Below are 13,926 nucleotides of genomic sequence, written 5' to 3'. Positions count from 1 at the left end.
ATGCCCGCTTACAACATGCGGAGATGACACTAAACAACAACGCTTGTTTTAAATATACGGAGGATGAATTATGGTTATTGTAATGCGTAAAGATGCAACCGATGCACAGATTGAACATCTGGTCGAAAAACTCAAAGCAAAGGGACTCGCGGCACATGTTTCCAAGGGTACCGAGCGAACCATTGTAGGTGCGATTGGAGATGAGCGGGTTTTGCAGGCAGTGCCGTTGGAAGCCTTTCCCGGCGTCGAGCAATCAGTGCAAATTTTGCAACCCTTTAAACTGGTCTCGCGTGAATTCAAACAGGAAGCTACCGTGGTTCAAGTGGGTTCGGTTAAGATTGGAGGCGGGCATTTTGGGTTGATTGCCGGGCCCTGCTCTGTAGAAAATTGGGAGACCCTCATTGAGGCGGCACAAAAAGTGAAAGCTTCCGGAGCGAATATCCTGCGCGGAGGAGCATTTAAACCACGTACCAGTCCCTATGCCTTTCAGGGGATGGGAGAGGAAGGATTGAAACTCCTGGCCAAAGCGCGTGTGGAAACCGGCTTGCCAGTTGTGACCGAGGTCATGAATGTCAATCACGTTGAGCTGATCGCCCAGTATGCGGATATGCTCCAGATTGGTGCACGGAATATGCAGAACTTTGATCTGCTCAAAGCAGTGGGGGACATAAAAAAACCGGTCCTGCTCAAGCGCGGACTCTCCGCCACGATTAAAGAATGGCTTATGTCGGCGGAATATATTCTGTCACGCGGGAATTATGATGTTGTGCTGTGTGAGCGGGGTATCCGGACATTTGAGACCTACACGCGCAATACGCTTGATTTGGCAGCTGTCGCAGCAGCCAAGGAATTGTCCCATCTTCCGGTGGTGGTGGATCCTTCTCACGCAACCGGCCGCCGCAGCTTGATCGGTGTGATGGCCCGGGCAGGGATGGTTGCCGGTGCGGATGGGCTGACCATTGAGGTGCACCCGCATCCGGAGGATGCGCTTTCGGACGGCGATCAATCGTTACTGCCGGAAGACTTTGATGCAGTGGTGAAATCGATCAAAGAGCTGGCACCCCTGTGTAAGGTAAGCTGGTAAACCAGCTAAAATAAAGGATGGATAGAATGAAGCAAAAACCGCAGTTTAATAAAATGGTGATTGCCGGTGTTGGGCTTATGGGCGGCTCGCTCGGAAGGGCAGTTAAGCGGTCCGGGATTGCCCGGACCATTGTCGGATTGGCCCGTCGTCAACAGACATTGCGTCAGGCAAAGAAAATGGGCTGCATTGACGAAGGGACGCTCTTGATTTCCAAAGCAGTGGCAGGCGCGGATGTTGTTGTCCTGGCAGGTCCGGTCAGTTCGACGGCATCATTGCTGCGCAGCATGCTTCCGTATCTGGAACCCGGATGTCTGGTGACGGACGTTGGCAGCACCAAGACGGGGTTGTTGCGGCAAATAAATCATACCCTGGATTCCTATTTTAAAAATAAAACATCGGTCAAGCGCCCGGTGTTTATTGGGTCCCATCCCATGGCAGGGTCGGAAAAATCAGGTGTCGCGGCGGCGGATAAGGATTTGTACAAAGGTTCTTTGTGCATGCTCATGCCGGTGTCAACCAAGCATGCTCCGGCACTGAGACGGTTGAAACACATTTGGCGCACGGCCGGATGCTCGCGGATTATGGTGATCAAACCTCGTGAGCACGATGCTTTTGTCGCCATGGTGTCCCACTTGCCGCATATGGTGGCCGTAGGCTTGGTCAATCAATTACAGACACTTGCCGGAAAAGACCGGCGGATTTTGGAGTCAGCTGCGACCGGTTTTTGCGATACCACCCGTATTGCCGGAGGATTGCCGAAAATGTGGCTGGATATCCTCATGACCAACCATGATCAGGTTTCTTTGGCCATAGAACAGTTTATAAAAAAAATGCGCAGCATGCAAACCATGCTGAAAAAACAGCAAAAAGTCCAGCTCCTGCGCGAATTGGAACAGGCAAGTCATTTTAGAATGAAAATGGAGAAATGATCGAGTGTCTGAAAAAAATATCCAGCCGGTCTCGACGTTTAAAGGAACCCTTCACATTCCAGGCGATAAATCCATCTCGCATCGTGCCGCCATTTTAGGTCTTTTGGCTGAAGGCGAGACCGTGGTAACCGGTTTTTTACAAGCCGACGATTGCATGAATACGCTGCATGCTTGTGAATCACTTGGCGCCAAGGTAGTTTGGGAAGATGATGTATTGCATATCACTGGTGTGGGATTACACGGGCTTCAGAAACCCGCGCAAGTAATCGATTGCGGCAATTCCGGGACAGGTGTCCGTTTGCTTTCCGGTGTTTTGGCAGGTCAGGATTTTGAATCCGAGATTACCGGTGATGAACAGATTCAGCGTCGTCCCATGAATCGTATTATCAAACCCCTGGAAATGATGGGTGCCGGCATTGAGAGTCAACCCGGCGGGAAATGTCCTTTAAAAATTAAAGGTGGGAATTTAAAAGGAATTGAATATCAATCTCCGGTTGCAAGTGCGCAGGTGAAGTCTTGTATCTTGCTGGCGGGGTTGTTCGCTGCGGGAGAAACGTCGGTAACCTCACCCTCGGTCTCGCGGGACCATTCCGAGCGCATGCTCAAAGGATTTGGTGTGCAGCTCACGCGGTCCGTACTGGGAGAACAGTCCGAAATGGTCAGCTTGAGAGACGGGCAAAAATTGACGGGACAACCGGTCAACGTGCCGGTGGATATTTCTTCGGCAGCGTTTTTTATGATTGCGGCGCTATTGATTACCGGGTCTGAACTGGTAATTCCTTCAGTCGGTATCAATCCTACCCGGACCGGGGTACTCAGTGTGCTGGAACAAATGGGTGCGGAAATCGAGATAGAAAATGAGCGGATTTCAGGCGGGGAAGCCATGGGTGATATCATCATCCGCAACCGGCAGCTTCTGGTCGGTCAGCGTATTGAAACAGTGGGGACATTGGCCACTTTTATTGATGAAGTCCCGATTTTGACGGTGGCAGCGGCGATGGCCCAGGGGGATACGGAGGTCCGCAATGCAGAAGAGTTGCGGGTGAAAGAGACCGATCGGATTCATGTGTTGGTTGAAGAAATGAAAAAAATCGGGGTCGCGATTGAGGAACTTGAGGATGGTATGATTATTCACGGGACCGGCGGCAAACCGCTTTTGGGCGGGAAGGCTGATTCGCATGGCGACCATCGCTTGGCTATGAGTCTGGCCATTGCCGGGCTGGTCTCGGAAAAAGGCGTGACCATTGAAAATTCCGATTGTGTCAAGACATCCTTTCCTGGATTCTGGGAGTTGTTGGCGGGGGCATGTGTATGAAACTGCGCAGCAAACCGATTATAGCGATTGACGGCCCGGCCGGTGCCGGGAAAAGCACTGTGGCCAAAGCTGTGGCACAGAAGCTGAATTATCTTTATATTGATACCGGCGCGATGTACCGTGCGGTTACCTTGAAGTCCATGGAAAGCGGAATCGAGCTTGCCGATCAAAAGGCAGTGGAACAGATTGCGGAAATGATTTCACTGCAATTTATCCCCGGTAAGATTGGAACGATTCTAATGGATGGCCGGGATGTCTCAGAAGCGATTCGGACACCCGATGTGACGCGGAGTGTTTCTGCGTATGTGGCCAATTATGCCGGGGTGCGCCGGGTGATGGTTGCCCAACAGCAACAGATGGGGCAGGATGGTGGTGTGGTGATGGAAGGCCGGGATATTACCACCGTGGTTTTTCCGGATGCAGAGATGAGGATTTATCTGGATGCGGACCAGACCGAGCGCGCCCGTCGCCGGTTTGAGGAATTGAAGCACAAAGGAAAAGAACAGCCCTTTGAAGAATTACTGGCTGATCTGAAAAAACGGGACCAAGAGGATTTAAACCGGCCCGGCGGCGCCTTGCAGTGTGTCAAAGACGCCGTGGTCATTAATTCGACTGGTTTGACAATTGATCAGGTGATTGATTCGATTATTCAAGCGGTCAGAAAGAATGAGAAAAAAGTATTATGAATTTTCTTTATTGGTTTGGGCGTACAATGTCTTCGCTGTTACTCCACCTGTTTCACGGCATTAAGGTTTACGGGCGTGATCGGGTGCCCAAAAAAGGCGGGATTATTCTGGCGTGTAATCATGCCAGCCATATGGACCCGCCGACAGTCGGCGTGGCAGTGAAAAAACGCAACCTTCATTTTATGGCACGTTCCACGTTGTTTAAGCCGGCCTGGTTTGGGAAAGTTATTGAAGCGGTCAATTCCCATCCTATTATTCGCGGCAAAGGCCGCGAGCAAAACTGGGATGCGTTTGTTAATCTGGTAGAGCAGGGCGAAGCATTGCTGGTTTTTCCTGAAGGGACACGGACCAAAGACGGAGAATTACAGCGGGGAAAAACCGGTGTCGGACTTTTAGTACACATGTGTCAGGTGCCGGTTTATCCGGTTTATGTTAGAGGAACTTTTCAAGCCTGGCCCAAAGGCGGTAAGTGGAAGCCGGGCAAGGTGTCGGTTCGTTTTGGCAGTCAGGTTCAGTTGGAGGATCTTTTTCTGCAATCAGGCGAGAAACGTACGCTTCGACAAATATCGGACCGTGTGATGGACGCCATTTCCGGTTTGAAAAAGGAAACCGAGATCACCTTGGTTGAAAAGAAAAAGAGGTAGGCTTGTGAAAATCACACTTGCCAAACATGCAGGTCACTGTTTTGGAGTTAAGGCTGCGATGAAAAAAGCCTTTGAGACTGCCGAATCGGGACATGATGCCATTCATACATTGGGACCGATTATTCATAACCCGCAAGTGGTTGAAAAGCTTGAAAAGGAAGGTGTTTTTGCTGTTAAAAACTTGAGCGAGATATCAAAGGGTGTTATAATCATTCGTTCTCATGGCGTATCACCCGATGTATTGGAAGAAGCGGCCGCCCGAGGACTGTCTATTGTAGATGCAACCTGTACATTTGTGCAGCGGGCGCATAAACTGGCCAAGGAGCTGGTGGAACAAGGCTATGATCTTCTGATTTTAGGTGATGCAGCCCATCCCGAAGTGGAAGGCATCTTAGGAGCGGTGAAAGGTGCTGCTTTGGTGATCAGCAGTGCAGAAGAAGTTGTTGCGTTGCCGCGGAAAAGCAAGTATGGACTGATTGCGCAGACAACCCAGAGTCTTGAGAATCTTCAGGCAGTGACCAGTGCTTTACTGACGCGCACGACAACGCTCAAAGTGATGAATACGATTTGTAATGCCACCACTGATTTACAGGCTGAAACACAGATGCTTGCCAAAGAGGTGGATATAATGCTGGTGGTGGGTGGTCGTAACAGCGCCAACACCTCGCGTTTGGCGGAGATAAGCCGCACAGCAGGTGTGCAGACTTATCATATTGAAACAGCGGATGAGATTCAGGGTAGCTGGCTGGAAAAGATGAATCACGTCGGTGTGACGGCAGGGACGTCAACACCCGATTGGATAATCAATGACGTTATGGAACGCATCAAATTCCTTGAGAAGAGTTTTTTATAGATCAACCGCGAATTTCCCGGCACCCGGCATTCGCCGGGCAGGTTCGGTTTTTAACCGGGGCTGAAGCGGGACAGTCATAATGGTTTTTTACAGATTATATCCAAATCCCCGATTTTCAGAGCGGGGAAATTGAATGAACGGGTTGATACGATGGAGGCAATGAATGATGGTTGATGAAAAAAGAAGTTTTGAACCGGGTTTCGAGGGGACACCCGTAAAAGATCAGGATGAACAGATCAGCGGCGGGACACCGCTGCATGATACTGATGAATCCGAAACACCCCTTTATGTTTCAAAAGACAAACTTGATCCGGTCGTCGGCATTGGTCCGGGCACGCCTTTGAATGAGCCTGAACCCATGGAAGTAAGTGAACCACCGGTTGTTGAGGCACATCCTCCGGCAAAGGAACCGGTGGCACCGGTATCGGAACCCGGACCCGTGGTTGCGTCTGTACCGCAGCCGGAACCGGTTGCGCAAGCCGCAGTAACGCCGGAACCGGAACAGCCCGCAGTTGAACCGGAGGCTGTTTCCAGCGAACCTGAGGGTGACTTTGCAACGGAACTCGCCCAAGCCATGGAAAGCGAACCGGAACCCGGCGAGATCGTACGCGGCAAGGTTATTCGGATTGATGATGATGGCGTTGTAATTGACATTGGTTCCAAATCCGAGGGTATTATACCGAAACAGGAATTTTTAAATGCCAAGGGTGAATTTAATACCGTGGTTGGCGATGAAGTGGAAGTTTTGATGGAGCGCCGGGAAAACCGTGAGGGGTTGCTGGTATTATCCAAAGAAAAAGTGGACAAACGTAAAGGCTGGAATGTTGCTAAAGCGGCGTTGGCCAATAACACGTCTATGGAAGGATTGATTTTTCAAAAGTGCAAAGGCGGCTTTATGGTTGACTTGGGAGGCGTACAGGCGTTTCTGCCGGCGTCCCAGTTGGACCTTACCCAAGTGAGCAATCCTGATGATTTTCTTGATAAGTCTTTTCAGTTTAAAATTGAAAAACTCAATCGTGAGCGCGGAAATATTGTTGTTTCGCGGCGCAGCCATTTGTTGGATATTCGCAGCAAGCAACGGGATGATGTTATTTCAAAGCTCACCCCCGGGCGCATGGTACATGGTGTGGTAAAGAACATCACCAATTTTGGCGCATTTTTAGATATTGGCGGCGTGGACGGATTGCTTCATGTCAATGATATGTCCTGGTCCAAAGTGAACAACCCCCGGCACTATGTCACGTTGGGAGATGAACTGGAAGTCTTGATTTTAAGCATTGATGCTGAATCCGGGAAAGTCGCTTTGGGTCTTAAACAAAAAAGTGAAGATCCCTGGGTAAATATTGCGGAAAAATATCCTAAAGACAGTATGGTGGAAGGTGAGGTCGTCACGCTGGCGGATTTCGGCGCTTTTCTGCGTCTGGAAGAGGGTGTGGAAGGGCTTTTGCCGGTTTCGGAAATGTCCTGGACAAGGCGTGTGCGTCATCCCAAGGAAATGTTGAAAAAAGGCGATAGTGTTCGGGTCAAGGTATTGGTGATTGACGGCGGGGCCAAGAAAATAACCCTGGGTCTTCGCCAGACGGAACCGGAACCGTTTTCGCTTTTTTTAGAATCACATAAGCGCGGTGATATTGTTGCAGGAGAGGTTAAAACCCTTGCTAAATACGGTGTTTTTATCGAATTGGCGGAAGGTGTGACCGGATTGCTGCATATTTCCGATCTTGCCTGGAACGGGTCAATTAAGCAGCCGGGTGATTTACTCACGGTTGGGGAGCGCCTCAAGGTTAAGATTTTGGAGATCAGTCAGGAGAAAAAGAAAGTTTCTTTGGGGTTGAAACAGATGACCGATGATCCCTGGCTTGCCAGTGCTAAAAAATATCCGGTGGGAACCGTGGTTCAGGTAAAGGTGGTGCGCAATACCAAGTTCGGTGCCTTTGTGGAATTGGAACCGGGAGTGGAGGGCTTGATTCATATCTCGCAATTGGAAAAAGAAAAAACCAAAAATGATCCCGAGCCACTGACGGAAGGCGGGATGGTTGAGGCTAAAGTTATTCGGGTCAATTGGGAAGAACACAAGATCGGTCTTTCGATCCGCGAGGCGCTTATGGCGCAGGAAGCGGCGGAAATGAAAAAATATTTGAACCCGCAAAACAAACCCGGCATTTCGCTGGGCGAAGCTTCCGGGGTTGATCTGGAAGCATTGAAGAAACGTCTTCAAAATCAGGCTGACGCTCAATAGGAGACCAAGGGGGGACTTATGACAACGGCCCAAGAGATCTTTGAACGCTATGGCAAGACTTTTTCTGCCGGAAAGATTGTTTTTCGTGAGAATGATATTGGGGAAGAGATGTTTATCATCCAAAACGGTCAGATCAAAATTCACAAAAAAACCAGTGAAGGGGAGAAAACCCTGGTAGTCCTTTCCGATGGTGATTTTTTTGGTGAGATGGCGGTGATTGACCGGGAACCGCGTTCCGCATCGGCAACAGCAGTGACGGATACCAAATGTATTGTGCTTAATCAAGAAGTTTTTGAATCCACCATGCAGTCAAACATTCATATTGTTAAAAAAATTCTGCGTAATATGAGCTCCCGCCTGCGGGATGCCAATAAACAGATTGAAAATCTTTTGGTCAAGGACCACAAACGCCGTGTCGCCAATACCCTGGCATTGCTGGCACATAAGCATGGCACGAAGGGTGCCAAGGGCATGGTGCGGTTGAGCTGGCAGATGCAGCAGGTTTGACAAGTGATTTGTCCAAGGTAAGAGATATACTTGCTAAACTGGCCAAAGCCAAAGTCATTGCTTTTGAAGGTGAACAGATCGTTATTTTATCTTTGGAGAATCTTGAAAAATTCGTCAAGTATCTGGAGATGAAAGAAGAATTCGGAGAATAATTTATTTCCTGCGCAAAAGCGTGGGGATTTACGACCATCTTAATTAAAGGGTTCTGTCATGAAAATTACTGTATTAGGTGCATCGGGTGGAGAAGCGCCCGGACACAATTTGACCGGATTTTTAATTGATAACACCATGCTGGTGGATGCCGGTACGATTGGGAGTAAGCTCGGGCTGGAGCAGCAAAAAGATATTTCAGATGTATTGATTACCCATGCTCACCTGGACCATATTCATTCACTCCCGTTTTTGCTGGACAACCTCATCGGACGGATTTCCGGGCCGGTCAATGTGTATGGATTGTCCCAGGTTTTAGAGACCATTCAGAAAAATATTTTTAATAACAAAATTTGGCCTGATTTTACGGTACTGCCGACACCGGAAAATCCCATTCTTCGTTTCAACCCCTTGGTTGCAAATCAGTTGTTGAAGATCAATGGTTATACGGTTGAACCCATTGCGGTGGACCATTCCTTTGCGGCACTGGGATATATCATCAGTGATGAAAACGGCAGCGTGGCCTTTACCGGTGATACCGGCCCTACCTTGGATTTATGGAAAAAACTGTCGCAAAAAAGAAAAATTCATGCGATTTTTATGGAGTGTTCTTTTTCCGATGAACAAAAGGATTTGGCGAGGATGACCAAGCACCTTGCAACCGGAGATATTCCGACAGAGGTTGCCAAGACCGGGCGCAGCGGAGAGATGCCTGTCTATCTCTATCATTTGAAACCGCAGTTCGCCCAAATTATTTCAGAAGAAGTGACGCAGATGGAGCAACTGAAAATTCATATTGCCAAATCCGGTGATGAATTTCATTTTTTAGCGTGAATGCCGGACGGAAAAAAATTCCGCGTTTTTGCAGGGGAAGCAACAAAAATCATCAGGAGGAAAAACATGAAAGCAAAAGGATACGGATTGATTGTTGTGATCATAATGGCGATGATGGCAGGCTGTGCGGGTCAAGATCCTGATGTGCGGCGCGGCAACACTTTTTTCGAGAATAAGAAATATGATGCATCCTTCAAAGCGTTTGAACGGGCTTATCAGAGGGATCCGGTTATTTTTGATGAAGATAAAGAATTACGCGAACGTTTCAAAAATGCCTATTACTATCATGGCGGTCAGCTGGAATTGGCGGGCAGTTTGGAAGCTGCACTCAAATATTATGAAAAAGGATTTGAACTGATCCCCACAGATGCCGGCATGGCCAATAAACTTGCCCAGTTTTTTTGGGAAGATGAGGATTTTGACGGTGCTGCCAAGTATTATGAATACCTGGTGGAGATTGATGCGCAGGCACCGGATACGGATAACAAATGGGCTATTTTGAGTGAAGATTATTATGCGCTGGGGTATGCACTGCATCAGATCGAGGAATATGAAGAAGCGATTGAGGCGTTTCAGCAGTCCATCAAAGCCTCTCCCAAAGGTAAATTCGCCGGAAAATGCAAAAGCGCCATTGGAGGCTCGAAATACGAGATGAAGAAAAAGAAGAAGTGAGCATAGATTCAACCGACCAGCAGCGTAAAGTCTATTCGGTTTCCGAACTGGTCGAGAGTGCCCGCGGGTTATTAGAGGGGGCATTTTCCCGTGTTTGGGTGGAAGGTGAAATTTCTAATTTTAAGCACCACTCTTCCGGGCACTTTTATCTCACACTCAAAGACAGCGGCAGCCAGTTGCGCGCTGCGATGTTTCGTGGTGCCAACCGCACCATGCGTTTTAAGACCGAAGACGGTCTCAAGGTAATTGCCTTGGGCCGTCTTTCGCTTTATACGGCGCGGGGTGATTTCCAGATGGTCATCGAGAGCATGGAGCCGGCCGGGTTGGGTGCATTGCAGCTTGCCTATGAGCAACTCAAGAAAAAACTTGCCGCAGAAGGTCTGTTTGATCCGGGACGAAAAAAAATATTACCTGAATTCCCGCGCCGTATTGTGGTGATCACGTCGCCGACCGGTGCTGCGATCCGCGATATTTTAAATGTCACCGGACGGCGTTCGCCCCTGGCGGATATTTCGATCTATCCGGTCCGGGTCCAAGGCGATGGGTCGGCCAAAGAAATTGCGCATGCCGTAAACCGGCTCAATGAAATAGGCGGCTGGGATGTGATTATCTGCGGTCGCGGCGGCGGTTCTTTGGAAGATCTCTGGGCTTTTAATGAGGAGATCGTGGCCCGGGCCATTGCCGCATCTGAAATTCCGGTTATTTCTGCAGTAGGGCATGAGGTGGATTATACCATTGCCGATTTCACAGCGGATGTGCGGGCTGAGACCCCGACTGCGGCAGCTGAAATGGTCGTACGCGATCGTCGTGAGATGAGCGGACAGGTTAAATCCTTGCAGCGTCATTTATCCAACCGGATGTATGAGCAGCTCAACAGTATGCGGCAACGTCTCGACCGTGCGACCGCATCCCGTTTTTTGCAAAAACCCCTGGCGGTTTTTGAGCCCATGGCCCAGCGGCTGGATGATTTAACCGCTGATTTGCGTCAATCCCTGACCAACCGTCTCAGATTTTCCCGCCAGGAACTTAAAGGCCGGATCGCCCAGCTTGAAGCCCTCTCGCCTTTGAAAGTCATGTCGCGCGGGTACTCACTGGTGTATAAACAGCCGGATAACCAACTCATCAAATCATCCAAATCCCTCAAGCAAGGGGATCAAATTCGCATCAAGCTGTCTGAAGGACAGGTTGAGTGTGATGTGAATAAAACGAAAGAAATCATTGGAAATGAAGTCTAATGACTAAGAATGAATAAAGTGTCTTGAAGATGACACCATTGAAAAGTATTAATAGGAGTTACTAATGAAATATTCTCGAATAGCAATTGTCTTTTTTTTATTAACGATAGTTAGTTCAAGTGTGTCCGTTTCAGCAGCAAAGCCAAATGAACGACTTTTAGTAACAACAAGATATTCTATGTCAGTACAGATGTTTGGTGTGGATGATTATTATGAAATTTTGGAATCAAAGCTCAATCATACATTGGCACATATTATTGTTGCGAATGGGGATAGGCTTTATTTCATTAATCCTCTTTTTGTGAATATTCATGACCGCCATTCCTTAAAAGAACTTGGGGATATAGAGTATGATGGGGTTATAACCCCGGGGTTGTCAAAAGCAGTAATAGCTCCGGATGTTCAAAAGCTTTATGTTGGTGTTATTTCCTGGGATGATGTTAATCCATCCGGGATATTTGTGCTTGATCTGAAAAAAAACAAACAAATAAAAATACTGTTGAAAAATAGTTTGGAAACCGGATTTTTAGATATTACAAAAGATGGTAAGTATGTTTATGCAGCGGAATACAATTGTTTGAAAAAGATATCAACTCAAACCGACCAGATTGAGAAAACGTTTTATATCACCGCAGGAGAGCGTATTCACGATATTGTCGTTATAGATGAGGAAACGATTTATTTGGTTATCTATAAATATGACCCATACGATAATAAAACAACCAGAAGTCAATATAGATTGGTGGTTTTTAATGCGAAAAACGGAAGCATGGATCATATTCAATTGGAAACCATTAAAAAAATTCGAAAAATAGCAATTCTGAAAGATGGTTATTTATATGTTGCGGGTGATGGTCAATTGGCGAAGATTAATATTGGTAACCATACTGTTGTAAAAACATATTCGATGGGTTTTAAAGGATACAATGCTGGACTATCTAATGGTGGGAAGAAAATATTTGTTAGTTCCTCAACATCCGGTGAGGTTGTTGTGTTAGATGTTGAAACTGGAAATATTTTAAAAAGAATAAGTATTGATGGAGACCCGTATGACATATTCGTCGACTAATATAAAAGTAATTACATTGATCTTAATGACTTTTAGCTCGTTGTTTATAAACAATGCTAGTGGTTTTGATATAAGAATTACAACACCGGTTGATGAACAAGTTATTTCTGAATCAATAAACATCATTGCTGAAATGTTTCGGAATAAAAGCAACAAAAATATGAGTTATTCCGAAATTGATCAATTGTTTGAGAAAACCAAATCCTGCTTACCAAGCGAAATGCTGAAAGTGATTGCATACCATGAAAGCGGTGGTTGGCAGCAATTTGATGAAAACGGCAATGTGTATAAAGGAATAAACTATAAAATAGATAAGACCGGAAAAGTGATTGTTGATCCAAAAACAAGAAGAAAAGAAGTCGAATCAACTGATTATGGGATTATGCAAATTAATAATAAGTATAGTGGCTTAGAAGAAGATAAGTGGGATTTTACGAAAATTATGCAAAATACAGAATATAATATCACGGCAGGAGTCGCGGTGATAGAAAGTAAGAAAAAATGGATAGAGGACACAAAAAACAAACCCAAAAAATGGAAAAGATGGACCATGAAGTATGATCTCGCCGGACATAGTGACACTGAAATATTATTGAAAGCTTATAATGGTTTCCGGAAAAGTTGGGAATATGTTGATATGGTAAAAGCGGAGACCAAGAAGAAAGCTTGGGAGAAAGAGGTTGATGTCCAGCTTGCAATCGATAAAAAAGTGGTGAAGGCAATAAAACTCAAAAGAAACGAAATATTAAAACATTATTGGGATATTGAACAAGAAGATGATGGGAAACACAAGATTGCTATAAAAGCTACAACGAAAATCAATAAAAAAAACAGGAAATATAGGGATACTAAAAATGTCCGCGTCAAAAAAGATGAAGCGGAGGAAGAAAATAGGGAGGAAATTAGAAGTGATCAAATCAATATCAAGGAATTAAAAGCAGGTGAGGGCATCATAAATGGTTGGACCAAAAATACAGATTGGAGATATTATTCAGATGGCAGAACAGCCACACTTGAGGTTGGATTTATTTTGAATTTTACAATAAAAATAAAAAATGCAGAATTTGATAGGCTAATTAAAGAATTCGACAAAAAAGTTAAAAGAAAAAGTAAAAAAACATCATATACAACTGCAACGTTTTTAAGTGCGGATGCTGAATATAGTTTAAGCGGGGGAGGGGATTTTATTCCCAAAACATATCAAGAGGTTTTTTATGGTGTTCTGACAGATGGCGATGAAGTTCAAGCTGATGGGAAAACGATACTTCAGAGGGATGTCAGTGAGTATGATTTTGGAGACTGTAAAACAAGAATATTGTATGGCGGGTCACCTCAAAAAGTAAAATATGCTGCTGATCCTGATTATGGGGATGAGACGGTAGGTGATTTAATGTGGGGATCTGGATCGAATGCATTATGGGGAACGCGAATGGATGAAAGTGGGAAGATAATGTATTTAAAGACGCATAGGCTGAATAAAAGAAATGATGGAAGTTCCAGTGAAGTGGTTATTGGCGGAGTTATTAAATTTAAATAGTTTTAAATGTACGCAGTTATTTTAAAAAAATCGCAGAAAAACAGTTTAATTGGAGTTTGCATTTAGTATAGAAATCGGTGGAGTAGGATGCGGACACCTGTTCTATAATTTAAAAATATTTATCAAACCGGGTTAAGTTCAGCCTTTTTGGTAGCGAGGCTAAGACATATCT

General features: G+C 46.2%; 14 protein-coding genes. All 14 read left to right on the top strand.

What is annotated here, in order from left to right; genetic code table 11:
* The first annotated feature begins 70 nt into the window (after window positions 1-70).
* The 14 genes from aroF (at window position 71) to K8S19_12160 (ending at window position 13,754) form a co-directional block, all read left to right on the top strand.
* The gene (gene aroF, locus K8S19_12225) at window positions 71-1,084 is read left to right on the top strand and encodes a 3-deoxy-7-phosphoheptulonate synthase (protein MCD4814441.1); all 1,014 of its coding nucleotides are present in this window, start codon (window positions 71-73) and stop codon (window positions 1,082-1,084) included.
* Between the two features lie 26 nt (window positions 1,085-1,110).
* The gene (locus K8S19_12220; protein ID MCD4814440.1) at window positions 1,111-2,013 is read left to right on the top strand and encodes a prephenate dehydrogenase; all 903 of its coding nucleotides are present in this window, start codon (window positions 1,111-1,113) and stop codon (window positions 2,011-2,013) included.
* A 4-nt stretch (window positions 2,014-2,017) separates the two neighbouring features.
* Complete coding sequence (aroA, locus tag K8S19_12215) at window positions 2,018-3,328, top strand: 3-phosphoshikimate 1-carboxyvinyltransferase (protein ID MCD4814439.1); 1,311 nt, start codon at window positions 2,018-2,020, stop codon at window positions 3,326-3,328.
* Entirely contained in the window at window positions 3,325-4,014 is a 690-nt protein-coding gene (gene cmk / locus K8S19_12210; protein MCD4814438.1) for a (d)CMP kinase, read from the top strand. The genes aroA and cmk overlap by 4 nt, the downstream gene beginning before the upstream one ends.
* The gene (locus tag K8S19_12205) at window positions 4,011-4,658 is read left to right on the top strand and encodes a 1-acyl-sn-glycerol-3-phosphate acyltransferase (protein MCD4814437.1); all 648 of its coding nucleotides are present in this window, start codon (window positions 4,011-4,013) and stop codon (window positions 4,656-4,658) included. Before cmk ends, K8S19_12205 begins: the two co-directional genes overlap by 4 nt.
* A 4-nt stretch (window positions 4,659-4,662) precedes the next feature.
* Window positions 4,663-5,511, top strand: coding sequence for a 4-hydroxy-3-methylbut-2-enyl diphosphate reductase (gene ispH, locus K8S19_12200; GenBank protein MCD4814436.1), 849 nt, complete (start codon window positions 4,663-4,665; stop codon window positions 5,509-5,511).
* 163 nt (window positions 5,512-5,674) lie between these two features.
* Complete coding sequence (locus K8S19_12195; GenBank protein ID MCD4814435.1) at window positions 5,675-7,750, top strand: S1 RNA-binding domain-containing protein; 2,076 nt, start codon at window positions 5,675-5,677, stop codon at window positions 7,748-7,750.
* 18 nt (window positions 7,751-7,768) lie between these two features.
* Window positions 7,769-8,257: a Crp/Fnr family transcriptional regulator gene (locus K8S19_12190; protein ID MCD4814434.1), complete on the top strand. Its 489-nt coding sequence runs from the start codon at window positions 7,769-7,771 to the stop codon at window positions 8,255-8,257.
* Window positions 8,254-8,409: a hypothetical protein gene (locus K8S19_12185; GenBank protein ID MCD4814433.1), complete on the top strand. Its 156-nt coding sequence runs from the start codon at window positions 8,254-8,256 to the stop codon at window positions 8,407-8,409. Before K8S19_12190 ends, K8S19_12185 begins: the two co-directional genes overlap by 4 nt.
* A 58-nt stretch (window positions 8,410-8,467) precedes the next feature.
* Complete coding sequence (locus K8S19_12180; protein ID MCD4814432.1) at window positions 8,468-9,241, top strand: 3',5'-cyclic-nucleotide phosphodiesterase; 774 nt, start codon at window positions 8,468-8,470, stop codon at window positions 9,239-9,241.
* A gap of 66 nt (window positions 9,242-9,307) precedes the next feature.
* The gene (locus K8S19_12175) at window positions 9,308-9,913 is read left to right on the top strand and encodes a tetratricopeptide repeat protein (GenBank protein ID MCD4814431.1); all 606 of its coding nucleotides are present in this window, start codon (window positions 9,308-9,310) and stop codon (window positions 9,911-9,913) included.
* Window positions 9,859-11,148 (top strand): exodeoxyribonuclease VII large subunit, encoded by a 1,290-nt coding sequence (gene xseA / locus K8S19_12170; protein ID MCD4814430.1) that lies wholly within the window; start codon window positions 9,859-9,861, stop codon window positions 11,146-11,148. Before K8S19_12175 ends, xseA begins: the two co-directional genes overlap by 55 nt.
* Window positions 11,149-11,212: 64 nt before the next feature.
* On the top strand, window positions 11,213-12,217 hold the full coding sequence (locus tag K8S19_12165; GenBank protein ID MCD4814429.1) for a hypothetical protein: 1,005 nt from the start codon (window positions 11,213-11,215) through the stop codon (window positions 12,215-12,217).
* The gene (locus tag K8S19_12160; protein MCD4814428.1) at window positions 12,198-13,754 is read left to right on the top strand and encodes a hypothetical protein; all 1,557 of its coding nucleotides are present in this window, start codon (window positions 12,198-12,200) and stop codon (window positions 13,752-13,754) included. The genes K8S19_12165 and K8S19_12160 overlap by 20 nt, the downstream gene beginning before the upstream one ends.
* The last annotated feature ends 172 nt before the right edge of the window (window positions 13,755-13,926 follow it).

The sequence above is a fragment of the bacterium genome, from assembly GCA_021108215.1.
Classification (GTDB): Bacteria; Oederibacteriota; JAAXVQ01; order JAAXVQ01; family JAUVAV01; genus JAIORK01.
The sequence above is the reverse complement of the archived record's forward strand: the minus strand, read 5'-3'. Positions and strand labels throughout refer to the sequence as shown.

Coding starts and splice junctions, on each gene's coding strand:
- K8S19_12190 (MCD4814434.1), top strand. CDS start 7,769: ATGACAACGGCCCAAGAGATCTTTGAACGCTATGGCAAGACTTTTTCT.
- cmk (MCD4814438.1), top strand. CDS start 3,325: ATGAAACTGCGCAGCAAACCGATTATAGCGATTGACGGCCCGGCCGGT.
- K8S19_12205 (MCD4814437.1), top strand. CDS start 4,011: ATGAATTTTCTTTATTGGTTTGGGCGTACAATGTCTTCGCTGTTACTC.
- K8S19_12180 (MCD4814432.1), top strand. CDS start 8,468: ATGAAAATTACTGTATTAGGTGCATCGGGTGGAGAAGCGCCCGGACAC.
- K8S19_12165 (MCD4814429.1), top strand. CDS start 11,213: ATGAAATATTCTCGAATAGCAATTGTCTTTTTTTTATTAACGATAGTT.
- aroF (MCD4814441.1), top strand. CDS start 71: ATGGTTATTGTAATGCGTAAAGATGCAACCGATGCACAGATTGAACAT.
- K8S19_12195 (MCD4814435.1), top strand. CDS start 5,675: ATGATGGTTGATGAAAAAAGAAGTTTTGAACCGGGTTTCGAGGGGACA.
- xseA (MCD4814430.1), top strand. CDS start 9,859: ATGCAAAAGCGCCATTGGAGGCTCGAAATACGAGATGAAGAAAAAGAA.
- K8S19_12220 (MCD4814440.1), top strand. CDS start 1,111: ATGAAGCAAAAACCGCAGTTTAATAAAATGGTGATTGCCGGTGTTGGG.
- K8S19_12175 (MCD4814431.1), top strand. CDS start 9,308: ATGAAAGCAAAAGGATACGGATTGATTGTTGTGATCATAATGGCGATG.
- K8S19_12160 (MCD4814428.1), top strand. CDS start 12,198: ATGACATATTCGTCGACTAATATAAAAGTAATTACATTGATCTTAATG.